General features: G+C 66.4%; 20 protein-coding genes and 1 tRNA gene. 17 read left to right on the plus strand and 4 right to left on the minus strand.

The window, feature by feature from the left end; all coding sequences use genetic code 11:
* From OS124_RS25115 to OS124_RS0117445, 5 genes are all read left to right on the plus strand, one after another.
* A partial coding sequence (locus tag OS124_RS25115; protein ID WP_010141129.1) for a 3-hydroxyacyl-CoA dehydrogenase NAD-binding domain-containing protein occupies nucleotides 1–1,639 on the plus strand: 1,639 nt, incomplete at its 5' end.
* Nucleotides 1,636–2,451 carry an oxepin-CoA hydrolase, alternative type gene (locus OS124_RS0117430; RefSeq protein WP_010141131.1) on the plus strand — a complete coding sequence of 272 codons (816 nt, stop codon included), beginning with the start codon at nucleotides 1,636–1,638 and terminating at the stop codon, nucleotides 2,449–2,451. The genes OS124_RS25115 and OS124_RS0117430, both read left to right, overlap by 4 nt.
* Nucleotides 2,448–3,602 carry an acyl-CoA dehydrogenase family protein gene (locus OS124_RS0117435; protein ID WP_010141132.1) on the plus strand — a complete coding sequence of 385 codons (1,155 nt, stop codon included), beginning with the start codon at nucleotides 2,448–2,450 and terminating at the stop codon, nucleotides 3,600–3,602. Before OS124_RS0117430 ends, OS124_RS0117435 begins: the two co-directional genes overlap by 4 nt.
* 23 nt (nucleotides 3,603–3,625) lie before the next feature.
* Complete coding sequence (locus tag OS124_RS0117440; RefSeq protein WP_010141133.1) at nucleotides 3,626–4,690, plus strand: alcohol dehydrogenase; 1,065 nt, start codon at nucleotides 3,626–3,628, stop codon at nucleotides 4,688–4,690.
* Nucleotides 4,691–4,989: 299 nt separating this feature from the next.
* The gene (locus tag OS124_RS0117445) at nucleotides 4,990–5,328 is read left to right on the plus strand and encodes a hypothetical protein (protein ID WP_138919579.1); all 339 of its coding nucleotides are present in this window, start codon (nucleotides 4,990–4,992) and stop codon (nucleotides 5,326–5,328) included.
* Nucleotides 5,329–5,707: 379 nt separating this feature from the next.
* Here OS124_RS0117445 and OS124_RS0117450 read toward each other — a convergent pair whose 3' ends face one another.
* Together OS124_RS0117450 and OS124_RS0117455 are read right to left on the minus strand one after the other, a co-directional pair.
* Nucleotides 5,708–6,838: an autotransporter domain-containing protein gene (locus tag OS124_RS0117450; protein WP_138919580.1), complete on the minus strand. Its 1,131-nt coding sequence runs from the start codon at nucleotides 6,836–6,838 to the stop codon at nucleotides 5,708–5,710.
* A 372-nt stretch (nucleotides 6,839–7,210) separates the two neighbouring features.
* Nucleotides 7,211–8,119, minus strand: coding sequence for a LysR family transcriptional regulator (locus OS124_RS0117455; RefSeq protein WP_010141136.1), 909 nt, complete (start codon nucleotides 8,117–8,119; stop codon nucleotides 7,211–7,213).
* A 146-nt stretch (nucleotides 8,120–8,265) separates the two neighbouring features.
* Between OS124_RS0117455 and OS124_RS0117460 the strand changes: the two genes are divergently transcribed.
* The 8 genes from OS124_RS0117460 (at nucleotide 8,266) to OS124_RS0117495 (ending at nucleotide 16,078) form a co-directional block, all read left to right on the plus strand.
* Nucleotides 8,266–9,213, plus strand: coding sequence for a VOC family protein (locus tag OS124_RS0117460; RefSeq protein ID WP_010141137.1), 948 nt, complete (start codon nucleotides 8,266–8,268; stop codon nucleotides 9,211–9,213).
* The gene (locus tag OS124_RS0117465; protein WP_010141138.1) at nucleotides 9,210–9,587 is read left to right on the plus strand and encodes a Rieske (2Fe-2S) protein; all 378 of its coding nucleotides are present in this window, start codon (nucleotides 9,210–9,212) and stop codon (nucleotides 9,585–9,587) included. Before OS124_RS0117460 ends, OS124_RS0117465 begins: the two co-directional genes overlap by 4 nt.
* Nucleotides 9,588–9,610: 23 nt before the next feature.
* The gene (locus OS124_RS0117470; protein WP_010141139.1) at nucleotides 9,611–10,741 is read left to right on the plus strand and encodes an FAD-dependent oxidoreductase; all 1,131 of its coding nucleotides are present in this window, start codon (nucleotides 9,611–9,613) and stop codon (nucleotides 10,739–10,741) included.
* 82 nt (nucleotides 10,742–10,823) lie between these two features.
* On the plus strand, nucleotides 10,824–11,987 hold the full coding sequence (locus tag OS124_RS0117475; RefSeq protein ID WP_010141141.1) for an MFS transporter: 1,164 nt from the start codon (nucleotides 10,824–10,826) through the stop codon (nucleotides 11,985–11,987).
* 88 nt (nucleotides 11,988–12,075) lie between these two features.
* Entirely contained in the window at nucleotides 12,076–13,035 is a 960-nt protein-coding gene (locus OS124_RS0117480; protein ID WP_010141142.1) for an MBL fold metallo-hydrolase, read from the plus strand.
* 136 nt (nucleotides 13,036–13,171) lie between these two features.
* On the plus strand, nucleotides 13,172–14,341 hold the full coding sequence (locus tag OS124_RS0117485) for an alpha/beta hydrolase family protein (RefSeq protein WP_010141143.1): 1,170 nt from the start codon (nucleotides 13,172–13,174) through the stop codon (nucleotides 14,339–14,341).
* Between the two features lies 1 nt (nucleotide 14,342).
* The gene (locus OS124_RS0117490; RefSeq protein WP_010141144.1) at nucleotides 14,343–15,314 is read left to right on the plus strand and encodes a fumarylacetoacetate hydrolase family protein; all 972 of its coding nucleotides are present in this window, start codon (nucleotides 14,343–14,345) and stop codon (nucleotides 15,312–15,314) included.
* Nucleotides 15,311–16,078 carry a cyclase family protein gene (locus tag OS124_RS0117495; protein ID WP_010141145.1) on the plus strand — a complete coding sequence of 256 codons (768 nt, stop codon included), beginning with the start codon at nucleotides 15,311–15,313 and terminating at the stop codon, nucleotides 16,076–16,078. The genes OS124_RS0117490 and OS124_RS0117495 overlap by 4 nt, the downstream gene beginning before the upstream one ends.
* Before the next feature lie 189 nt (nucleotides 16,079–16,267).
* On the opposite strand, the gene OS124_RS0117500 is transcribed toward OS124_RS0117495, so the two are convergent.
* A complete protein-coding gene (locus tag OS124_RS0117500; protein ID WP_010141146.1) occupies nucleotides 16,268–17,632 on the minus strand; it encodes an aminomethyltransferase family protein in 1,365 nt (454 codons plus the stop codon).
* Nucleotides 17,633–17,759: 127 nt separating this feature from the next.
* On the opposite strand from OS124_RS0117500, the gene OS124_RS0117505 reads away from it, so the two are divergent.
* Nucleotides 17,760–18,731 carry a helix-turn-helix domain-containing protein gene (locus OS124_RS0117505; protein ID WP_010141147.1) on the plus strand — a complete coding sequence of 324 codons (972 nt, stop codon included), beginning with the start codon at nucleotides 17,760–17,762 and terminating at the stop codon, nucleotides 18,729–18,731.
* 666 nt (nucleotides 18,732–19,397) lie between these two features.
* Here OS124_RS0117505 and OS124_RS0117510 read toward each other — a convergent pair.
* Nucleotides 19,398–19,474 (minus strand) — tRNA-Arg (locus OS124_RS0117510).
* 226 nt (nucleotides 19,475–19,700) lie between these two features.
* Between OS124_RS0117510 and OS124_RS0117515 the strand changes: the two genes are divergently transcribed.
* The 3 genes from OS124_RS0117515 to OS124_RS0117525 form a co-directional block, all read left to right on the plus strand.
* On the plus strand, nucleotides 19,701–22,073 hold the full coding sequence (locus OS124_RS0117515) for a methyl-accepting chemotaxis protein (protein ID WP_010141148.1): 2,373 nt from the start codon (nucleotides 19,701–19,703) through the stop codon (nucleotides 22,071–22,073).
* 165 nt (nucleotides 22,074–22,238) lie between these two features.
* On the plus strand, nucleotides 22,239–23,264 hold the full coding sequence (locus OS124_RS0117520; protein ID WP_029375536.1) for a LacI family DNA-binding transcriptional regulator: 1,026 nt from the start codon (nucleotides 22,239–22,241) through the stop codon (nucleotides 23,262–23,264).
* A partial coding sequence (locus OS124_RS0117525) for a winged helix-turn-helix domain-containing protein (protein WP_010141151.1) occupies nucleotides 23,264–24,037 on the plus strand: 774 nt, incomplete at its 3' end. The genes OS124_RS0117520 and OS124_RS0117525, both read left to right, overlap by 1 nt.

Below are 24,037 nucleotides of genomic sequence, written 5' to 3' on the forward strand. Positions count from 1 at the left end.
CGAGGTGGCGCTGGCCTGTGGGCTGCGCATCGCCCGTGCCGGCAGCAAGGTCGGCCTGCCCGAGGTGCGCCTGGGCATCATCCCCGGCTCGGGCGGGACCGTCCGCGCCACGCGGCTGGCCGGTGCCGAAGTGGCCCAGACCCTTGCCGGCAGCGGAGAGATGATGGCCGTCGAGACCGCGCTGTCCCATGGGCTGATCGACGAGGTGGTACCGGGTGATCCCGCCGAGGCCGCTGCCGCGCGGCTGCGCGCGCTGATCGCCGCAGGCACCCAGCCCGCGCTGGTGCGCGACCGCCCCACCGCCCCGGCGGCCGATCCCGACCACCTGCACCTGCAGGCCACCGCGCAGCAACGCAAGCTGCGCGCGCCAACCCCACTGGTGGTGCTGCAATCCATCCTCAATGCCCAGTCTCTGCCCGTCGACGCGGCGCTGGCGAAAGAGCGCCAGATCTTCCTTCGGGCCGTCGCTTCGCCCACATCGGCCGCGCTGCGCCACCTTTTCTTCGCCGAGCGCGCCGCCGCGAAGTCAGGCATCGACCGGGCCATCCCGGCGCGCGAGGTGTCCAGCGTCTGCGTCATCGGTGCCGGCACCATGGGGCGCGGCATTGCCATGGCCTTCGCCGATGCCGGCCTCTCGGTCACCCTCTGCGACCTGTCGCAAGAGGCGCTGGACGCCGCCCTGTCGGCCATCGGCAAGCTTTATGACGGCATGGCCGGCAAGGGCCGGATCTCCGAGGCCGAAGCCGGGGCGCGCAAGGGCGGCATCGCCGCGACCACCGACCTGGCGACCCAGACCGATTGCGATCTGTTCGTCGAGGCTGCCTTCGAGGACATGGGCGTGAAGAAGAGCCTCTTCGCCCAGCTCGACGCCGTGGCGAAACCCGGAGCGATCCTGGCGACAAACACTTCTTACCTGGATGTGAACGAGATCGCGCAGGCCACCGCGCGACCGCAGGACGTGCTGGGGCTGCACTTCTTCTCGCCCGCGAACATCATGAAGCTGCTCGAAGTCGTGCAGGCCGACCAGACCGCCCCGGACGTGATGCAGACCGCCAGCCTGCTGGCCAAGCGGCTGAAGAAGCAGGCCGTCACCGTCGGCGTCTGCCGGGGCTTCGTCGGCAACCGCATGTTGCAGGCCCGCAACCGTGCCGTGCCGCAACTGCTCTGCGAGGGCGCCACGCCCAGCCAGATCGACGAGGCCTTCCGTGCCCTCGGCTGGCCAATGGGCCCCTGCGAGGTGCAGGACCTCTCGGGTCTCGATATCGCCTGGCGCATGCGCAAGGCCGAGGGCCTCAGCGAACCCGTCGCCGATACGCTCTGCGAGCGTGGCCGCCTGGGCCAGAAGACCGGCAAGGGCTGGTACGATTACGTCGACGGCAGGAAGCATCCCTCGGACGAGGTGGCCGAGATCATCGCCGCCCTCGCCAGCGGCCAGGGCATCCGCCAACGCGCCATTTCGGCGGAAGAGATCATCGCCCGCACCCATGACCCGATGATCGCCGAGGGCGAGGCCCTGCTGGCCGAGGGTATCGCCCGCTCACGCGACGACATCGACGTGGTCTGGGTCAATGGCTACGGCTTCCCGCGCGCCCTGGGTGGCCCGATGCACTGGGACGCCAACGGGAGGGGGCAGGCATGAGCACGGTCACCGACATCCGCGCCGAAGAGGTCGAGGCGGGCATCCTGCGGATCACCCTCGACGGCGCCACCACCCGCAACTCGATCGGGCGCGACCAGTACGACGCCCTGCGCGCCACGCTGATCGACGCCGCCACCCGCCGCGATCTGCGCGCCGTGGTGCTGACCGGCGCCGGAGGCTTCTTCAGCTCGGGCGGCAATGTCTCGGCGCTGAAGGAAGGCCGCGCTCTGCCGCTGTCCGAGGTGATGAAGAACACCGACGCCCTCGGCGCGATGATCCTGGCGCTGCGCAACTGCCCGCTGCCGGTGATCGGCGCGGTCGAGGGCGGGGCGGCGGGTCTCGGGCTGGCGCTGGCGCTATCCTGCGACATGCTGGTCGCCTCGGAGGCGGCGAAGTTCACGGCGGCCTACGTGAAGATCGGCCTGACCCCCGACGGCGGTACCACCCATTTCCTGCGCGAGGCCCTGCCCCGTCAGCTGGTCAGCGAGATGTGCCTGCTGGGCCGTCCCCTGCCCGCCGCCCGGCTGCACCAGGCCGGGGCGATCAACCTGCTGACCCCCGAGGGCGGCGCGCTTGAGGGCGCGATGGAGCTGGCCCGCGCCTGCGCGAAAGGCCCCCGCACCGCCATGGCCGCCATCAAGGCCGAGATCGAAGCCGCCCCCCTGAACGGCCTGGCCGCCCAGCTCGACCTCGAAGCGCGCGGCATCAACACCGCGCGCTACGGCGACGAGGCCGGCGAGGGTCTCGCCGCCTTCCTCGAAAAGCGCACGCCGGATTTCGGCCCGCAGGGCGGAGAGGGAGAGAGCCGATGATCCGCGACCCGCAAGAGCTGGAGAGCCTGCTAGGCAGCGTGCGCGACTGGGTGCGCGCCACCGCCCATCCGGCCGAGGACATCGTTGACGAGCGCGACGAGGTGCCGGCCGAAATCGTCGCCGACATGGCCGCACGCGGCTATTTCGGCTGGTCCATCCCGGCGGAATACGGCGGCCTTGGCCTGACCACCGAGGAACTGGTCCTGGGCGCGATGGAGCTGTCGCAATGTGCCGTCGCCTTCCGCGCCCGCGTCGGCACCAATACCGGCATCGGCTCGGAGGCGCTGGTGGCCGATGGCACCGACTGGCAGAAACAGACCTACCTGCCCCTGCTGGCCAGCGGAGAGATGACGGGCAGCTTCGCGCTGACCGAACCCGAGGCGGGCTCGGACGCCTCGGCGCTGACCACCTCGGCGCGGCGCGATGGCGATGACTACATCCTCGACGGGATGAAGTGCTACATCACCAACGCGCCGATTGCCGACCTCTTCACCGTCATGGCCCGCACCGATCCCGACACGCCCGGCGCGCGCGGCGTTTCGGCCTTCCTGGTCGAACGCTCGATGCCCGGCCTGACCACCTCGGCAGGCTACAGGATGATGGGCCAGCGGGGCTCGCCCGTGGGCGAGGTGCATCTGTCGGGCGTCCGCGTCCCCGCCCGCAACCTGATCGGCGGGGTCGAGGGCCAGGGCTTCCGCACTGCCATGAAGGTGCTGAACAAGCAGCGCATCCACCTGGCCGCGCTCTGCACCGGGCCGGCGATCCGCATGCTGGACATGGCGCTGGAGCACGCCGAGACCCGCCACCAGTCCGGTCGCGCCATCGCGGATTTCCAGCTGGTCGCCGCCCTGCTGGCCGACTGCCGCACCGACATCGAGGCCGCCCGCGCCCTGGTCCTGCAGACCGCCCGCGCCCGCGACGAGGGGCGCGACATCGCGCTGGAAGCCTCGATCTGCAAGTATTTCGCCTCCGAGGCCTGCGGCCGCGTGGCGGACCGCTGCGTACAGGTCTTCGGCGGGGCGGGCTATGTCGCCGATCATTCCAGCATCGAGCGCTACTACCGCGATATCCGGCTGTTCCGCCTCTACGAGGGCACCAGCCAGATCCATCAGCTCAACATCATGAAGCAGATGCGCCGCGCCCGGGCGTGAGCGCGACAGGGAGGAGACCCGACATGCAGTGCCAATGCATCCAGCACTTCGGCCAGCCGCTGGCCAGCGAGCAGCGCCCCGACATGACCCCGACCGGCACCGAAGTGATCCTTGAAGTCGTGGCGGCGGGCGTCTGCCATACCGACCTGCACATGCGCGAAGGCGGCGTCGACCTGGGCCGCGGAGAGCGGCTGAACTATGCCGACCGGGGCATCAAGCTGCCCCTGACCGTCGGCCACGAGACCGTCGGCCGTGTCATCGCCGCCGGTCCAGACGCCGGCGAGATCGACATGTCCCGCACCTATGTCGTCTTCCCCTGGTGCGGCTGTGGCGACTGCGAGCTTTGCCGGCGCGGCGACGAGAACCTCTGCGCCACGCCCCGCTATCTCGGCATCCACGTCGACGGCGGCTATGCGACCCAGTTGCGCATCGCCCACCCCCGCTATCTGTTCGACATCGGCGACATGGACCCGGCCCGTGCAGCGCCGCTGGCCTGCTCGGGGCTGACCACCTTCTCGGCGCTGAAGAAGCTTGAAGGCAGCTATTTCGAGCAAGCGCCGCTGCTGATCGGCGCCGGCGGCCTGGGGCTGATGTGCATCCGGTTGCTGGCAGCCCTGGGCGCACAGGCCCCGGTGGTGGCCGACATCGACCCCGCCAAGCGGGCCGCCGCGCTGGAGGCCGGCGCCGTGGCGGTGATCGACCCCGCCGATCCGGAGGTGTTACAGCAGATCACCCACGCCTGCGGTGGTCGTCCCCCCCGCGCGATCCTGGACTTCGTCGGCGCCGAGGCGACCGCCAAGCTGGCCTTCGACGCGCTGCCCCGCAACGGCAAGCTGGTCACGGTTGGCCTTTTCGGCGGCGCCGCCCCCTGGTCACTGCCGATGATCACGCTGAAATCGGTGCATATCATGGGCAGCTACGTCGGCTCCCTGACCGAGTTCGCGGAGCTGATCGAGATCGCCCGCACCGGAGCCATCGACGCGATCCCCAGCACCCTCTTCCCGCTGGAGCAGGCCGAAGAAACGCTGAACCTGCTCGAAGCGGGCAAGGTCCTGGGGCGTGCGGTCCTGTCCCCGGCTGCGCGCTAGCTGAAGCCTGGCCGGGCGGTCATACCCCATGTCGCGGCAGCCCCCCGCGCGCGCTGGCGACCGCCCCGGCCATTTGTGAACCAGCTTCAGGTGGGAAGGGCATGTCGCCAGATGGGTGCCGGCGAACCTTCCAGCCTGCCCTGCCCAGGGCGGCCCTTGCCCCGCCTGCACGTGGCGGAGCACAGCCCTGCGAAGCCGACCTGGCCCACATTCTCCGCAGTCCGATTTGGCATCTGGGCACCTTGATCCCCTCCCGCGCCGGATATAGAACATTTGCGGAACACATATGGGAGGACATCATGCAAACCCCGGATCTTTCGCCTCGGGCCCGTGCTCTCCTGGGCAAGGCCTTCCATGGCCGCAAGGACCGCTTGTCCTTCAACAGCGCCCTCTCATGCCCAAGCCCGCAAGCCATGGAAGTCCTGGAGGAACTGATCCGCAACCGGCTGATCTTCCGGGACACGGATTGGGAGGGAGCGCCGGTCTATCGGCTGACCATCCTCGGCACCGTGGTCGACCGGGCGCCCTGCGCGACGCCGGCAGCCTCCCGCGCCTTCATCAGGAAGCACCTCACCTTCCCGATCTACGCCCCTCGGACCAGCCAGGCACCCGAAAGCCATCTGCGCGAGGCTGAGTGAACCTGTCCGAAGCCGAGCGTTCCCCGCAAGACGGACCAAATGAGCGTCCGCCGATCCGCGATTCGGAACGGGTGATTCAACTGGGCACCTCAAGCCGCCGAATTTGAAACGATTTTCCTTCCAAGAGAGCAAACGATGGCGACCCCGGCAGGATCAGAACCTGCATCCCGCCCTCTGGAGGGGGCAGACCCCGCAGAGTAGGGGAAGGTGCCCCCAAGAGCCTACCCGATGCGGAACATCGAAGAGCGGCTTTCCTGCCGCCAAGGCCGGTACCCTAGAGCCAAAGGCAAGTTACGCAGCCAGAGGCACATTTCGAGCAATGCCCCGGACACACCAGGGCATTGCCGTCATCCCCTGCGGGGAGACCTTTCCGAGAAGATCAGAAGGTCATGTTGAGCCCGACCACCAGCGTCTCTTTCGTGCGATTTCCGTTGAAACCGTCATAGCGTCCGTACACGACATTGAGCATCGCGGAGCGAGACAGATTGACGGTCGCGCCGATGAAACTGTTCAGATAGGCCGCCTCGTCAACAAGGCCGTCGTAGGAATTGGCGACTTCCAGATCGACTCCCAGGCCGACATAGGGATGGATCTTGCCGGGCCCCACATGCTGTAGCGAAGCCTTGGCATAGACCGAACCATAGGTCTCGGTGGCATTGCCGCCTGGGCCGATCACCGTGCCACCCAGGGAGTTCGTCGTCTCCTCGAACCAGGTTTTCTGCCAGGCGGCACCGACGTTGGGGCGCAGAATCCAGCCCTCCGGCAGAGACGGAACATCTGTCTGAGTGAAGGTGCCAACCGCATCGAACTGCAGGTACAGCCGCTTTGCGTCCTGACGCGAGTCCATGGTCACCATGGGCAGGGGAATGCTGGTGTCCGAGGTTTCATCAAACCAGGCCGCACGCATCGCGAGGCCCCAATGGTCATTCACGACCTTCAAGACATCCGCGCGCAAGGCAAGGCTTTCAGTTCCGATGTGGCCCCCATTGTGAAGCATCTCGACCTCGTTGCGGCTTGCCTCGATGCCGATCCCCATCAGCAGGTCCGGCCCCGGCGCGTAGAGATACTGCAGGGAAAACCCGTGCTGCTCGCTGTCGGTCTCCAGCTCGGTGCCACCATTGCTGGTCGGGGATGCATCGGTCCAGCGGTTGTCGAGGCTGAAACGCAGGTAAGAAGCCGTCTCGCTGGGCCCCTTGTTCAGCTGGGCAATACCGCTGAGGGGCATGATCAGGTCACCCAGGTCATCCGAGTAGCCCTCGGAGGGCGTCCCCGGAAGATCCGCCAGCGCGATCATCGCACGGCCGACACCGACCCGTCCCTGCAGCGTTCCATAGCGCTCGTTCGAGGACATGATGCCCAGAAGCCCGCTTTTGCCCATGTTGGCCAGAACCTGGATCGAAAGGGGCGGCAGGCCCCCGGGCCCCATGGCGGGGGGCCCGTCTGCCTGGGCTGCCGTTGCCGGGCACAGGATTACAGCGCCCAAAGCGCAGGTCGCAATGAGTTTGAGCATCTCGCTCCTCCAATGATGCATGATGATGCGGAGGCCCTCCTGCCTCCACCAGTCAGCCGACACGCGCAGCGCGCGGCCAGGCCGCGGGCATGATCCGACCGGTCGCGCCCCGACGTTCATGGCCGGGACACGCCTACCGCGGACCTCCCGCGGATATCCGAAACCCTCCGTCACGGAGCCGGCAGGCTCCACGACAGCGGTCAAAGTTCGATGATGTCCTCTCCTCCTCTGCGCGGTCGCAACATCCCCTTGGCGACCAGGCACCTCCTCACGACTCGGACCGTAACGAGAGGCAGGGGCAAATCAAAAATTGATTGTACTGCATTCATGTATTCACAGGATGAATACACGGGCCTGCACAGCCCTGCCCACTCAGCCTTCCGAGTCGCCGACGCAGGCACGCACGACCCCGCGCAGCCAGATCAGCCCGGGATCACGGGTGCGGTGCTTGTGCCAGCGCATGCTCTGCTGCAGCGGCGCGATGGCGAAGGGCGCCGGGCACTCGGCCAGCCCGCCCCGTGCCACGGCAACGCGCGCAAGCCGCTTCTGGATCAACGCGACCCGGTCGGTGCCCCTGATCAGATCGGGGATCGCCGAGAAGAGATAGGACCACATCACCGTGCGAGGCACGATTCCGGCTTCCCGCATGGCGACCTCCGAATAGCTCTTGTGGCCGCTCAGCGGCTCCATCAGGACTTGCGGCGCGGCAGAGAAACGCTCAAGCGTCATGGGCCCCTGCGCATGGGGACTGTCGTTGTCGAACAGCACCACCAGATCGTCCTCGAAGAGGATCTCGTGATCCTGGTCGATCGGTCCGAGGTAGTCCGGCACGATCAGCATGTCCGCTTCTCCGCTGTCCAGAAGCTTGCTCGGGTCAGAGTGCTGCGGGCGCAGGTTCAGGCGGATGTTCGGCGCCTGCTCGGCCACGGCACGCGCCAGCGGCCCGCCCAGCACGGCCAGAGAGTAGTCCGACAGAACGATGTTGAACGTCCGCGCATCGCTCAGCGGTTCGAACACTGGCCGGATACGTGTCGCGCTCTCCACCCGCATCATGATTTCGCGCACCGGCTCGCGCAACGTCTCCGCCAGCGGCGACAACTCCATGCCCCGCCCGACCTGAACCAGCAGCGGATCGTCGAAGAAGGTTCGCAGCCGGCCCAAGGCGTTCGACATGGCAGACTGGGTGATGAACATCTCTTCGGACGCCCGGGTCACGCTGCGGGTCTTCAGCAAAACATCCAGCGCCGCCAGCAGGTTCATGTCGAGCTTGTTGAAACGCATCCGGTCACCCTCCCCATCAATTCACCTGATGAATGGCAGCCATTCATCGGAGCAATTTCCTAAATACCTCCACGAGAGCTACACGATTGGCAAGCAGGATTCGCACCCGCCCCGATCCGGGTGCAGGCAGATGGAGGAGCTCAGCCATGCGCATCATCGGACCCGACTACCTGGTGTTCGGGGTTGACGATCTGGAGGGATCGAAGACCTACCTCAAGGATTTCGGCCTGAAGCCGGTGCAGCTGGACGATACCGGCTGGCTCTATGAAGCGCTGGACGGCACCGGGGTCATCATCCGCCCCAAGTCCGATCCCAGCCTGCCCGCCCCGCTCGAGACCAAGAACATGCTGCGCCAGCAGATCTACGGCGTCGAGGATGCCGGCGCGCTGGATGAGATCGAGGCCGAGATGTCGAAGGACCGCCGGGTCACCCGGCTTTCGGACGGTTCCCTGGAGTTCAAGGACGACCTGGGCTTCGAGCTGCGTTTCCAGGTCACCATCCGGCGCGAGCTGTCGATGCCGGCCGAGAAGATCAACGCCCCCGGCGCCCCGGCGCAGCGTGCTCCGAACGAGCTGGGCGTGACCGACGACATGGCCGCCCTGCCCCGCTCGCTCAGCCACGTCGTGCTCTTCGTGCCCGACATGGACAAGGTGGTGCGGTTCTTCTGCGACCGCCTGGGCTTCGTCGTCACCGACGTGCTGACCGGCGCGGGTCCCTTCCTGCGTCCGCAGGCCAATGACGACCACCACACCCACTTCTTCATCCGCACCCCCGCCTACATGCAGGGCTGCGAGCACCTGGCCTTCCACATGGGCGGCCCGACCGAGCTGATGGTTGCCGGCGACCGTTTCGTCCGCAAGGGCTACCAGAGCTTCTGGGGACCGGGTCGGCACAAGTTCGGCTCGAACTGGTTCTGGTACTTCAACAGCCCCCTCGGCGTTCACTTCGAATACGACGCCGACATGGACAAGCACGATGACAGCTGGGTCGCGCGCGAGGCCCCGAACGGTCCCGAGGCCAGCCAGATCTTCCTGCTGCAATGGCGCGAGAAGTGGGCGCCCAGCGGAGGTCCCGAAGGCGGTTCCGGCGCATGAGCGCAGGCCAGCTGAGACTGTGCCACCGCGATGACATTCCAGAAGGCGCCGCCCGCGGTTTCCTGCCGCTTCCGGATGCGCCGCGCAATGTCATCGTGGTGAACCGCGGCGGGCAGCTCCATGCCTACATGGATTCCTGCCCGCATTACCGAGGCGGCACGCCCATGGCGTGGCGCAAGGACGCCTACCTCGACGCCGAGGGCGCCCACATCGCCTGCCATGCCCATGGCGCACTCTTCGACATCGAGACGGGGGCCTGCGTGTCAGGCCCCTGCCTGGGAAGAAAACTGACCCGTGTCCCCCTCTCGGAGGCGCCGGACGGGTCCATCAGCGTACCGGCCCAGGTCGCCGGACGCGCAGCACGGGAGAGCTGACAGTGAAAACGGGAGGAGAGACCATGGCAAGCGCACGCAGGGTCCTGATCATCGGCGGTGGCTTCTCGGGCATGTCCGCGGCCATCATGCTGGCCCGCGGCGGCATCGAGACCGACCTGGTAGAGATCGACGCCGGCTGGCGCAGCTATGGGGCGGGCATCAGCCTGCACGGCGCGACGCTGCGCGTGTTCCAGCAGTTGGGCATTCTCGAGGCCTTCAAGCGCGAAGGTGCGGCGACCGATGGGCTGATCGTGCGGATGCCGCACAACGATCAGGAGATCGTCACCCTGCCCACCCCGCCGATGCCCGGCACCGGCCTGCCCGGCAATGCCGCCATCATGCGCCCGGCGCTGGCCGCGATCCTGTCGGAAGCCACCCGCGCGGCCGGGGTCTCGGTCAAGCTGGGCCACAGCTTCGAGACCATCGAGCAGGACGCCGAGGGCGTGACCGTCACCTTCACCGACGGCACCTCTGGTCGCTACGACGCGGTGATCGGCGCCGACGGGCTCTATTCCAAGACCCGCACCACGCTGATGCCCGATGCCCCGAAGCCCGCCTACGTGGGCCAGGCCGTCTGGCGCGCCGAGCTGCCGACGCCCGAGGGTCTCAACTCGCTCAACATGTGGCTGGGCGACGGTCTGAAAGTCGGGATCAACCCGGTTTCCGAAGGCCGCAGCTACATGTTCATCACCGAGGACCGGCCCAGCAACGACTGGATCGAGGAGGCCGAGCTGCTGCCCGCCATGAAGGCGATGCTCGACCGCTTCCCCTCGCCCATCCTGACCGCGGTCAAGGAGGCGCTGAGCGAGGAGAGCAAGCTGATCTATCGCCCGCTCGAAAAGCTGCTGCTGCCCCAGCCCTGGCACGTCGGCCGCGTCATGCTGATCGGCGACGCGGTCCATGCCACCACCCCGCACCTCGGTGCCGGGGCCTGCATCGGCATGGAAGACGGCGTGGTGCTGGCCGAAGAGCTGATGCGCGAGGGCACCGTGGCCGAGGCCTTCGCCCGGCACGAGGCACGCCGCTGGGAGCGCTGCAACATGGTGGTGGAGAACTCCGCACGGCTCTCGGAGATCGAGGTGCAGCGCGGCGACCAGGGAGAGCACAACGCGATCATGGGACGTTCGATGATGGCCCTGACCGAACCGGTCTGAGCAGGCACCACGTCGTCTGTCCGGCAACGGGCAGCCAAAAGGAACGGTCGGTAGAGGAGCCGACCACCAGGGAGGAGAAAAGATGACTGACACTGCAGCCCCCGCGGCGGCCATGGCCCCCGCGCAAGGCATCAAACGCACCGGAGCCATCGCGCTCGTGGTGGGACATTGTGCGGGCCTCGTCGATCTGGTCGCGCTGCCCGTCTGGGTCGGCGCGCTGATCGGCCGGTTCGGCTTCGGCCCGCGTGAAGCCGGCGCCCTGGTGACGCTGTTCCTGCTCGGCGCCGTGCTGGCCAGCGTACTGACCGCGCGCAACTTCACCCGGCTGCCGCGCAAGGCGCTGACCGTGGCGGGCTTCGGCCTGGCGGCGCTGGCCTTCCTTCTGGCCTCGCAGCAAACCGCCTTCCTGCCGCTCGCGGCCCTGCATCTGCTGGGCGGCCTGGCCAATGGCATGGCGCTGAGCCTCGTGCATGGCACCATGGGCCGCGCCGGCAACCCGCACCGGCTCTTTGCCTTCGCCGGCATCGGCCTGGGCCTCTTCGGCGTGATCTACATGGGCGCGGTGCCGCAGCTGATGTTGCAGCATGGCGGCATGGTGCTGTTCTTCAGCTTCGGCGCGATCATGGCGCTGGCGACGCTGATCTCGCTGCTGGCCTTCCCCAAGGTCGAGGACCGCACCCAGGGTGCCACGCCGCGCAGCCCGCTGGCGCCCGGCGTCATGGCGGTGGTCGCGGGCGTCAGCCTGATGACCTTCAACCAGGCCATGGTCTTCTCCTTCGTCGAAGTCATCGGCTCGGCCCGCGGTTTCGCACCGCAAGCCATCGTCGGCACGCTGATCGCGCTAGGCCTGGTGAACTTCGTCGGCCCCGCCCCGCTGGCCGCGCTGCTTGAGAAGCGTATCTCGGCGGGCCGCGTGGTGATCGCGGGGCCGATGGTCCAGGCGGTGCTGGCGCTGGTGATCACCTTCGCCTCGGTCTTCGCCCTCTGGGCACCGGTAGCGGCGATCTTCGTGGCGGTGCAGGTCTTCACCCATACCTTCGCCTTCGGCCTGCTGTCCCGCATGGACACGTCCGGCCGGACCGCCGCCGCCACCCCGGCCATGCTGATGACCGGCTCGGCGCTTGGCCCGATCATCGGTGGTGCCCTGCTGGAAGGTATCTCCATCGAAGCCCTGGGCCTGATGGCCGTGGTCGTCGCTGGCCTCTCGGTTGCCTGCTTCGCCCGAGGCATCCGCGCCAGCCGCTGATCGAACGACCGGGTCCGCTCCTCTGGGCGGGCCCGGCACTGTTCCGACACCGGGCCTGCAAGCGGCCCGACATGGGGAGGAGACCCAGATGTTCGCACGACATTTCAAACGACCCGCCGCCGCCCTTGCGCTGCTGGCCTGCACCGCGCTTCCGGCGATGGCCGAGACCAGCTTCACCGTGCTTGGCAGCGGCGGCGGCCCGATCGCCCGCGCCGACCGGTCGCAGCCCGCGAACCTGCTGCAGGTCAACGGCCGCAACATCGTCGTCGACGCCGGAGACGGCCTGTCGATCCGTCTTGCCGCCAAGCGCCTGCGCATGGGCGACGTGGATGACGTGCTGCTCAGCCACCTGCATTTCGACCACGTCGGCGGCCTGCTCGCCGTGCTCGGCCAGCGCTTCCAGACGAACCCGGCCAAGCCGGTGATGATCTTCGGCCCTCCGGGCACCAAGGCGCTGATCGCCGGCATGGTCGAGGGCATGGGCCCGGCGATGGAAGCCGCCTACGGCATGGAAGATGCCACCATCATGACCGCCGAGGAGCTGGTCCAGGTGCAGGAAATCCGTGGCGGAGAGAGCTTCTCGCTGGGGGATGTCACCGTCACCACGGCCAAGAACAGCCACTACAGCTTCGCCCATGGCAGCGAGATGGATCAGAAGTACGAATCCCTCTCCTTCCGCTTCGACACCCCCGATCGCAGCATCGTCTACACCGGCGATACCGGCTGGTCCGATGCGGTGATCGAGCTGTCGCAGGGCGTCGACCTGCTGGTGGCCGAGCTGATCGACCTGCCCTCGACCATGGAGGCCGTGCGCCGCACCGCCCCCGAGCACCTGATCGGCGAGATCGAGCAGCATCTCTCCAGCCACCACCTGTCCCCGGCGGAGGTCGGCCGCCTGGCCGCCGAGGCCAAGGCGGGCAAGATCGTCGCCACCCACCTTTCCGCCGGCGCGCGCATCACGCCCGAGATGACCGAAGGCTGGGCGCAGGAGATCTCTGCCGCCTTCGATGGCGAGGTCGCCATCGCCCAGGACCTCCAGGACTACTGACACCGGCGCGGGGCATTCAGCGGATGAATGCCCCGCATCATGACTTTCCATTTTCCGAATGGATCCACGCCGAATAGCTCACCCTGATCCGAGGCCCCGGCCTCGGGACACCCCCGCAGATCAAAGGACCCTTGCCATGGCGATGTTCAACTATTTCCCCAACTACGTCTGGAACCTGACGGTCTCCATCGCGCTCGGCTCCGGCGGCCAGATCGGCGAGATCATGGACATGTGCCAGCCGCTGCTAGAGAAGGCGAAGAACGGCGAAGACGCAGGCACCCGCGACTTCATGGACGCCTGGGTCGGCGTGGCCGACAAGCTGATCGGGCTGGCGGAAGAGGAAGAAGCCGAGGGCCGTTTCTTCTCGGCCGGCGAGATGCGCAAGCGCGCGGCGCTCTACTACATCGTTGCCGAACGCATGCAGGGCCAGGGCGATCCTGAACGCATGGTCACCTACAAGAAGGGCCTCGCGAACTTCGAGCAGGGCACCCGGCAGGCCGGCGACAAGGTCCAGCGCTTCGAGGTCCCCTATGGCGACAAGGTCATCCCCGTGCTCTACACCCCCGCCGAGGGCGTCGAGGGGCCGGCACCTGCGGTGGTCTATCTGAACGGTCTGGATAGCTGCAAGGAGCTGCTCTACTGGTCCTGGCTGCCTCATGAACTGGCCAAGCGCGGCATCGCCACGCTCTGTGTCGACCAGCCCGGCACCGGCGAAAGCCTGCGCCTGCTGGACCTGCCCGCGCATTACGACAGCGAGAAATGGGGCACCCCGATCTACGAATGGCTGGCGGCCCGCGAGGACGTGGACGCCGCGCGCATCGGCATCACCGGCATCTCGCTGGGTGGCTACTACGCGCCCCGCGTCTGCGCCAACGAGCCGCGTTTTGCCTCCGGTGCCGTCTGGGGCGCCAACCACAACTGGGCCGAAGTGCAGCAGAAGCGCCTGAAGCGCGAGGGCGAGAACCCCGTCCCGCACTATTGGGACCACGTGAAGTGGGTCTTCGGCGCCAAGGACATGGATACCTTCTTCGAGAAGGCCGCGGGCTTCTGCCTCGACGGCCAGATGGAGAAGATCAAGGTGCCCTTCCTGGTCACCCATGGCTCCAAGGACCGCCAGATCGCGCTCGACTACGCGCATCAGTCCTACGACCAGCTGGTCAACTCTCCGCTCCGCAAGCTGAAGATCTTCACCGAGCGTGAAGGCGGCGTGGAGCACGTGGGCGCAGACAACATGAGCTACGGCCGCAACTACATCGCCGACTGGTTCGCCGAGACCCTCGGCGGCCGTACCGGCGTGGAGGGCTGAAATGCGTTTCGCCACTCTCGCAGACGGCAGCCCCGACGGGCGGCTGCACCTGGTCAGCCGTGACAACAGCCGCTGCATTCCTGCGGCGGCGGTCTCCAGCCTGCGGCTGCTGATGGAGGACTGGGACAGCTTCGCCCCGGCGCTCGAGGCGGAATATGCCGCCCTGAACGACGGCGGCGGCGCCCCCTTCCAGCCCGCCGGGGCGCTGGCCCCCCTGCCCCGCGCCTGGCAATGGCTGGACGGGTCGGCCTATGACAGCCACGGCGCGCTGATGCAGAAGGTCTTCGGCGCCGATCCGAACCCGGAAGGCCGCCCGCTGATGTACCAGGGCATGTCGCATTGCTTCCTCGGCGGGGCGCAGGACGTGCCGCTGCCCTCGGAAGACGACGGCATCGACTTCGAGGGCGAATTCGGCGTGATCTGTGACAGCGTCCCGATGGGCAGCACGCCCGCCGAGGCCGCCGCGCGCATCCGCCTGCTGGTGCAGATCAACGACTGGTCGCTGCGCGCCATCGCCCCCGTCGAGATGAAGACCGGCTTCGGCTGGGTTCAGGCCAAGCCCGCCTGCGCCGTGGCCCCCGTCGCGCTCACCCCCGACGAGCTGGGCGAGGCCTGGCGCGACAGCCGCATCGACCTGCCGCTTCAGGTGGACCTGAACGGCACCCGCTTCGGCCTCGCCGAGGGCTACCCGATGAGCTACGGCTTCGACCAGCTCATCGCCCATGCCGCGCAGTCGCGTGACCTGGTGGCGGGTACGGTGCTGGGCTCCGGCACGGTCTCGAACGAGACCTACCGCGAGGTGGGTTCGACCTGCATCGCCGAGCGCCGGGCCATCGAGCTGCTGGACGAGGGCAAGCAGAGCACCCCCTACATGCACTTCGGAGACCGCGTCTTCATGGAGTGCCGCAGCCGCGATCAGGCACCGCTCTTCGGGGCCATCGACCAGCAGGTCGTCAAGGGAGGCCGCGCATGAGCCGCCGTATCATCGACCTCTCGGTCACGCTGACCGACGCCTTCCCCACCGATCCGCCCGGCATGGGCCCCTCGATCGAGTACAAGGCCCATGACACCGGCGCCGAGGACTATGCCCGCATGTTCGGCATCCCCGTCGAGCACCAGCTGGACGGGGCCGGCGCGGCGGCAGAAAAGCTCTCGCTGACCACTCACAACGGCACCCACCTGGATGCGCCCTGGCATTATCACCCGACGATGAACAAGGGCGAGCGCGCCATCACCATCGACGAGGTGCCGTTGGACTGGTGCATGGGGCCGGGCGTGAAGCTCGACTTCCGCGACATGCCAGACGGTCACGTGGTCACCGCCGCCGAGATGGCTGCGGAATTCGACCGCATCGGCCATGAGCTGAAGCCGGGAGACATCGTGCTGGTCAACACCCGCGCAGGCGCCCTCTACGGAGAGCCGGGCTATCTGGCGGCGGGCTGCGGCATCGGACGCGAGGCGACGCTCTGGCTGACCGAGCGCGGCATGAAGGTCTGCGGCACGGACGCCTGGAGCTGGGACGCGCCGCTGAAGGGCGTGGCCGACAAGGCCAAGGCCACCGGCCAGTGGGATCTCTTCTGGGAAGGCCACAAGGCTGGCGCCGAGACGGTCTATTGCCACATGGAGAAGATGGCCAATCTCGACCAGCTGCCGGATACCGGATTCGAGGTCATCTGCTTCCCGGTGAAGGTCGCGCGCGGCTCTGCCGGTTGGTGCCGCCCGGTGGCCTTGCTTTAGTCCTGTCGCCATCAGCTCAGGCCCAGGACACTCAAGGGCGCAGCCTTGGCGCGGGGCGCCAATGGCTCCGGACGCGTTTCTGCACCCCCCCCTGAGCGGGTGGCGGAGAGGCTGTCGGCGGCCCTGACCCGCGCCGAAAACCCCGGGGCGACACTGAATGCCGCCCCGGGGGCGCATGTCTTGGTGCCCCTAGACGGCCCGGTACCCAGCGCGCGCGCTCTTCGAGAAAGGCCAGCTGGTCACCGTGCCGCGCAGAGGCATCTGGACGTGGCGCTCTACGGTCGGACGGTGCGATCCGCCGTCAGGTTCGCCCCATAGCAGCGAGAGCTCAGTGCCTTCTGCGGCCATCCCCTCGTCGACGCAGGCGAGGGCGACCCAGGTGCGATCCGGCGCGATGAAGTTCAGGTAGCACGACACCCCCACAGCCTGGCCATCGCGCGTGCTTACCGCGTCGAAGGGATAGGCTGCGTAATGCGCCGAGGGTTCCTCCATCGCCTTGCCTTTGGGCCCATTGCCCATTTGGCTGCTGTAGACGGCGGTGGCATCCGCGGGATCAATCACCAGCGACACCTTTCGCCGATGTGGGCTGTCCTTCATCTTCTCAAGAGCCTCGCGACCGATGAAGTCGTGATCGAAACGGATCAGCCGCCCATAATCCAGATCCCAAGGCGTAAAGTAATAGTCCTCGATCCGGCTGCTGGCGAAGCTGCCGCCCAGCGAGGCTAGGCCGTCGAAGCTGAACGCAGGCAACCACTCGCGGTAGGCACGCATGGCTTCGTCCGAGTAGATCGCCGGGAAGACGCACCCCCACCAGCCGCTTTCCACCGTGGCCGATCCATAGGCACGCGCGCCCACCTGCCGCAGGTCGTATTTCGTGCCGGCCTCCAGCAGCAGGCCCTTCACGCGGTCGTAGTGCTCAACCGGGCCCCAGAACTCCAGGCCCGGAGCGCCCCCCATGCCATGCCGCAGCGTGCGATAGGTTTCCCCACCGACCGATATATGGCCCATGCGGAAGAAACCCGAGGTCTCCAGTGGGCCGCCGTTCAGGTCTTCCAGAAGGTCCCAGGCCTGCGGGCCCTGCACCTCGAAGCGGAAGGTCTTCTTGGGCCTGTCGCTGTCCAGCTTGCGCTCGTCGCGGCGACAGGTCACGTCGAACTTGCCGAGCGAGGCGTTGAATTCGATCCAGCTGGCCACGGTCGGGCGACCAATGACGTTCAGCAAGGCCTCGCCCAGCCCCATCAGGACCATATCGCCGATCACGTAGCCATTGGGCGCACAGCAGACCAACTGCTTCGCCTTCCCATCCCCGAAACCGCTGAACCCGTTGATGGCGAGACTGGCGATGAAGGGGACCGCATCGGGACCTTCGACATACAGATCCGTCATGTGGAAGGACTGGTCCATCAGCGCGACGCCCTCGCGCCAGGCACGCTGCTCCTCCCGCCAGTTGGAAAACTCTGCCGCGATCGGGAATTGGTAAGGCCCCATCTGCGAGGTCCGCAGCATCTCCAATGCGGATGCGTGCTGGTCAATCTTCCGCTGAAGCGATGTCATGGCAAGTCTCCTCCTCTTGTCCTGTGACGCCTTCCAAGACTAGCCTGCGATCGAGGAGACGCCTTGGACCAGGGCGACAGCAGATTGGACCGAGGCGTCAGCCCAACAGTCTGGACGGGAGGAGCACATGCAGGAGACGGCGTACCCGCCGCCCCCTGGGCCGGGTTGGGATCACTTCACCACCAAGGGGTTCCGCCCCCGGGACGGGCTGCGCCGCTGGACAGAATGGGGCCAGAGCGCCTTTGGCGGCCTACAGGTCAGCCCCAGAGATCTCACGGACTTTGCCGGACGTGCTGCCCGCATGCCGCTCGGTCCTGCGGTCCTGTCCGTCATGACCTTCAGTCCTGCGCAGGCCTTGAAGCGCCGCCCGGAAACCGCAGTCGGCGCCGATGACGCGATCATCTTCAGCCTGCCTCGCGCGGGCCGCTTCACCTACATCTCTGGCGACGATCTCCCCATCGCGGTTAACGTGGGGGATATCTTCATCCGCGACCTTGCTCATCCCTGGTCCGCCTCTGCTGCCGGAGACAGCGATCTGATCACCCTGCGCCTGCCGTATCAGGAGTTCGCTGCGCGCTACGGAGACCCGCAGCATCTGGCCGGTCGCCACGCCGCAACACGCCCCGAGGTGGCCTGCGTCGGCAGCATCCTGCAGACGGCCCTCACGTTCCTCCAAAGCGATCCGGCAGAGGCGCAGCGCGACATTCTGGCGCGCAGCGTTCTGGATGCGCTTGGCATGTTGAAGCCCACAGAGCGGGTGCAAGTGACCGCCACCGAGTCTCTCCATCGCGCGGCCGTGCTCTATGTCGCGCGCCATCTGCCCGATCCAGAACTGTCCCCAACGATGGTCGCGCGGCAGATGGGGGTCAGCCCCCGCCGCCTTCAACGCGCCTTCCACGCCCGGGGGACGACGCTGCAAGGCACGATCCTGGACATGCGCCTTTCCCGGGCGGCCGAGGCGCTGTGCTGCTGGCGTGGCGCGGTCGGTATTACAGATCTGGCCATGTCACTGGGTTTCAACGATACCGCCTACTTCACCCGCGCTTTCGCCAGAAGATTTGGCCATCCCCCCAGCCGACACGGGACCGCGGCTCAGTGATGCGGCCCCCGCGGTCGCCCAAGCTTCCCCCAGAACCTTTCGGGCGGCCTTCCTTGGCTCGGCGACCCGAGCCAAGGCTGCGCCCAGGGAGCATCATCGCTGGTGCAGCCTTCGAACGCCGGGCGCAGTGAACCGGATCTCCGCTTGGCCATGTTTCTGATGCTCACCACCGATGGGCGCATTGATGCGCGACTGGCGCTTGCCTGGTCGCGCGTCGGCCGGGACCGACGCAGCATCAGCCTCCCGGCCTCGGGCTTAGGCCCGCAGGGGTCAGGCTGGCGTTCTGTCAACGACGCCCTGCTGGCCGCCCTCAGGACAGCTCAGGCGTCCGCACCCTCTGATCTTGTTTATCGAATGGGGCGGGCGGCAGGTTGGCTCCATCATGACCGGCTTCACTGCAGCCGGCGCACGGGCCGGAATCGACCATTGCACTCAGCACGACCTGGGACAACCCGCAGGGTGCTTCAGGGAAGACGCTGGGATGCCGATTGAAGAGATCGCCCAGATTCTCGGGCACTCCAACCCGATTGTCCCCAGGTCGATATGTCGCCAGTTTCCACCGGGCGACCTGCGTCGCGCCGCTGGTTCGCAGGGGTTCGGTGGACCACCTTTGGGTCAATGAAGCAGGGAGAAACTCCCCAAAATCCACGTAAATCTTTGATTTCATGGTGACCCCGACAGGATTCGAACCTGTAACCTGCCCCTTAGGAGGGGGCTGCTCTATCCAGTTGAGCCACGGGGCCGCGTGCCCGTCTTAGCGCGGTCAAACTGTCTTGTCATCGGCTGATCCGCCCGCGCGTTCGTTTCAATGCAACAGAAATAATCCGGGGAAGTTGCCGAGATCCCTGCACGTTTAAGCCGTCCTTAAAGCACTGCTGCCATAGCTTGCCCCGACTTCCGGATGGCCGCCTTCGGTCGGCTCTGCGTTCCGCAGTGATCCGGCCGCAAATGAGCAAGAGGGTTGAAGACATGACGGCAAGCGACGGCGCGGGTGCGCGCATCGGCATGAAGGCCGCTTCCTTTTCTCCGCTGGGGAACATGCGACTGGCCGTGAAACTGCCGCTGATCCTGACGCTCTTTGCGCTGGTCGTGGCCGCGGTGCTGACCGTCAGTTCCTACAGGGACGCGCGCCGGATCCTCGAGGAGCAGCTTAACGAAAGGTTCTCGACAACGCTGACAGCCCGCAGCCAGCAGCTGGAAAGCATGCTGAATGACACCGAGATGCTTCTGCTGGCCCAGGCCAGCGACCCCACCGTGCGGTCGGCCATGAACAGCTTCCTGCTCGGCTGGACCGCGCTCGGCGACGGGCCGACCTTCCTGCTGCAAAGGGAATATATCCACGACAACCCGAACCCGCGCGGTGACCGGGACTTCCTGATGTCGGGACCATCAGACCTGCAATACAATGTCGTGCACGGACGCTATCACCCCTTCCTGGACGAATTCGCCTCGGTGCGCGACCTGCAGGATCTCTACCTCGTCGACCGCGACGGCAACGTGCTCTACTCGGTCGAGAAGGACATCGATTTTGCCACCAACCTGCTGGAAGGCCCCTACAAGGACACCGGTCTGGCCCGTGCCTTCCGCGCCGCCATGGCCAAGGCCGACGGTGAAATCGCCTTCCAGGACTATTCCGCCTACGAGCCCGCAAATGGCGAACCGGCCAGCTTCATCGCGACGGTGGTAACCGGGCGCGATGGCGCCCCGATGGGTGCGGTCATCTACAACCTGCCCGCAGACCGTATCAACCAGATCATGAACGACGCCACGGGGCTGGGCGAAACCGGCGAGGCATATGTCGTCGGCAGTGACCTCGTGCTGCGCAGCAATTCACGCTTCGAGACCGGCCCGAGGATGCTGGAAACCATCGCAGAGAACCAGGCGCTGCGCGAGGCGGTCAACTCCGGCGAAGCGCAGTTCATCAATGGCCCGAACCTTCTTGACCGCCCCTCGGCCCTGATGGGGACCCTGATCACATACCATGACGCGGTCTGGGCCGTTCTCGTCGCGCAAGAGCAGGATGAACTCTACAAGCCCGTGATCGAACTGCGGAACCAGCTGCTGACCCAGGTCGGAGGCCTCATGTTGGTGCTGACCGTGATCGGCGTGCTGATCGCGCAATCCATCTCGAAGCCCTTTGTCCGCATCGGTGAGGCGATAGCGAGGGTGGCAGATGGCAACCTGACCGCCTCCATCCCAATGGTCGAGCGGCGCGATGATGTCGGCTTCCTCGCCACCCACCTTGAGGATCTTCGCGGCAAGCTGGCCAGCGCTGCGGACATGCGCCGCCAGCAGGAACGGCGTGCGAAGGAGCAGCACCAGGTGGTCGAACACCTGACCGGAGCGATTTCGCAGCTGGCAGAGGGCAACCTGACCGGGGTCATCCGGAACCCCTTCGCCGAAGACTACGAAGCCCTTCGCAACGGGTTCAACACCGCCCTGCTGAAGCTGAACGACTCGATCTCCGAACTTGTCAACTCGGCACGTGAAATCGACAATTCCGCCCATGACGTCGAGACTGCCTCGAACGACCTCAGCCAGCGCGCCATCGAACAGGCCGCCAGCCTGGAGGAAACCGCCGCCGCGATCACCCAGCTTTCAGCCTCGGTGAAATCCACCGCCGACAGCGCCTCGGAGGCCGACAATGTGATGATCCGCGCCAAGGAGAGCGCCAAGAAGAACGGCGAAGTGGTGACGCAGGCCATGGTCGCCATGGACAAGATCGCCAATTCGTCACAGAAGATCACACAGGTAACCTCGGTCATCGAAGACCTTGCCTTCCAGACCAACCTGCTGGCGCTCAACGCCGGGGTCGAAGCAGCCCGGGCCGGCGAGGCCGGACGTGGCTTTGCTGTCGTCGCCTCCGAAGTGCGGGCCCTGGCGCAACGCAGTTCCGAAGCGGCCAAGGAAATCAACGCATTGATCCAGGAGTCTGCCGAAAACGTCACCGGTGGCGTCGAGATGGTCGAGCGCGCCGGTCAGAGCTTCGAGAGCCTCATTGGCGAATTCGACAAGGTCTCGTCCTCTGTCTCGTCCATCGCCACCGCCGCCCGCGAACAATCGGTGGGCCTGGAAGAGATCAACTCCGCTGTCGACCAGTTGGACCAGGTCACCCAGAAGAATGCTGCCGTCGCCTCGTCGGTTCATGGCACTGGCAAGATGATGGTGACAGAAGCCGCGAAGCTAAATCGCATTTCAGCCAGCTTCCGCTGCGACGACAGCAAGGTCCGCCGTGCAGTTCAGGCGCCCTCTCCCGCCGCGCCGAACCGTCAGGTCCGGGCCGCAGTCAATGCGCCTGTCGCGGCGGACAATGTGTCCAGCGACGACTGGGCAGAGTTCTGAGCCACCACCGCGAGGCAGCCATGACAGCAAGTCGCCAACACGCCTTGGCGCGCGCGTCGGCTCTCATCCTCCGGCGGATTGCCCGCTTGATGAAGACCGCCACCGCGGGATAGCATCGGTCAACGTCGTCGAACCCAGGTTCGGCCCAGCTGACAGGATCTTCCCGTGACCAGAGCTCAGAACCGCCCTTTGACCCTTCGCGATGTTTCCGAGGCGTCCGGCGTCTCCGAGATGACGGTCAGCCGGGTGCTTCGCAATCGCGGCGATGTCAGCGAAGCCACCCGCCAGAAAGTCCTGCTGGCGGCGAAACGGATGGGCTATGTGCCCAACAAGATTGCCGGAGCGCTTGCCAGTCAGCGAGTGAACCTTGTGGCGGTGATCATTCCGTCAATGTCGAACATGGTTTTCCCCGAGGTGATGACCGGCATCAGCAGGGTTCTCGAAACGTCGCCCCTTCAGCCCGTGGTCGGTGTCACCGATTACCAGCCCGAGAAGGAAGAGAAGGTCCTGTACGAAATGCTGTCCTGGCGCCCCTCCGGGGTGATCATTGCAGGACTGGAACATTCCGAACCATCGCGCGCCATGCTCGAAGCCTCTGGCATTCCGGTGGTCGAAATCATGGATACGGATGGGACACCGATCGACAGCGCCGTCGGTATTTCGCATCGCCGCGCCGGTCGCGAGATGGGCCGGGCCATCCTGCGCGCGGGCTATCGCAGAATAGGCTTCCTCGGCACCCGGCTAGGGGCGGACCATCGCGCCCGGAAGCGCTTCGAAGGGTTCACCGAGGCACTGGCGAAGAATGGGATCGAGATCGCCGAGACCGAATTCTACTCGTCCGGCTCCGCCCTGGGCAAGGGGCGCGAACTGACCGAAGAAATGATGAAACGTCGCCCCGACCTGGATTGTCTCTATTATTCCAATGACATCGTCGGCGCTGGCGGCCTTCTTTGGCTGATGGAACAGGGCTACGACATTCCGGGCAAGCTGGGCCTCGCGGGCTTCAACGACGTCGAGCTTCTCAAGGGGCTGCCGCGCAAGTTGGCCACGATGGATTCCTGCAGAGGTGAGATCGGTCGGCGCGCCGCCGAGATCATTCTCGAGCGCGTCGAGAACCCGGACCTGGCGCCCGCCGGAAAGGTCGAACTCTCGCCCAAGATCAACTTCGGCGATACGCTGCGGATGGGCTGATGCCCCGCGACATTCTCGACAATACGCTTGCCCGCAGGGTCTTCCTGCACCGCCATGAGCTGGGTTCACCACCCGCTGGACCGGGGAAGGGTGACGACTTGCTGGGCCTGATCCAACGCCTCGGCTTCGTCCAGGTCGATTCGGTCAATACGCTCGCGCGGGCCCATGACATGATCCTGTTCGCCCGCCGTCCGGCCTATCGTCCGCGCAGCCTGAAACGATTGATCGAAAAGGACCGCGGGCTGTTCGAACACTGGACCCATGACGCCTCGGTCATACCCGTCGCCTGGTTGCCGCATTGGCAGCTGCGATTTTCCCGCGATGCGGCGCGACTTCGCGCCCGCTGGCCACGCTGGCAGGGCGACAAGTTTCTTGAGGAACTTCAGCAGGTTCGCGATCACGTCGCAGCACATGGAGAGGTTTGCTCAGCCGATCTGAAAGCCGAAGAGGCCCCCACCTCGACGGGCTGGTGGGACTGGCATCCGTCCAAGGCCGCGCTGGAATACCTCTGGCGCAGCGGCGAGCTGGCAATCTCTCGGCGGCAATCATTCCGCAAGTATTACGATCTAAGCTCTCGCGTGTTGGGAGACTGCCATGTTCCCGCGGTGACTGAAACGCTGGATTGGTTGATGAACGGGGCGCTGGACCGGCTGGGGTTTGCCACCAGCGGCGAACTGGCGGCTTTCTGGGATATCGCCTCTCCGCAGGAGGCGAAGGAATGGTGCGCGCGGGCCCTGTCCGTAGGCGAGATAGAGGAGGTTGAACTGATCGGT

Origin of the sequence: Oceanicola sp. S124, from assembly GCF_000220565.1 — a bacterium.
Classification (GTDB): Bacteria; Pseudomonadota; Alphaproteobacteria; order Rhodobacterales; family Rhodobacteraceae; genus Pseudooceanicola.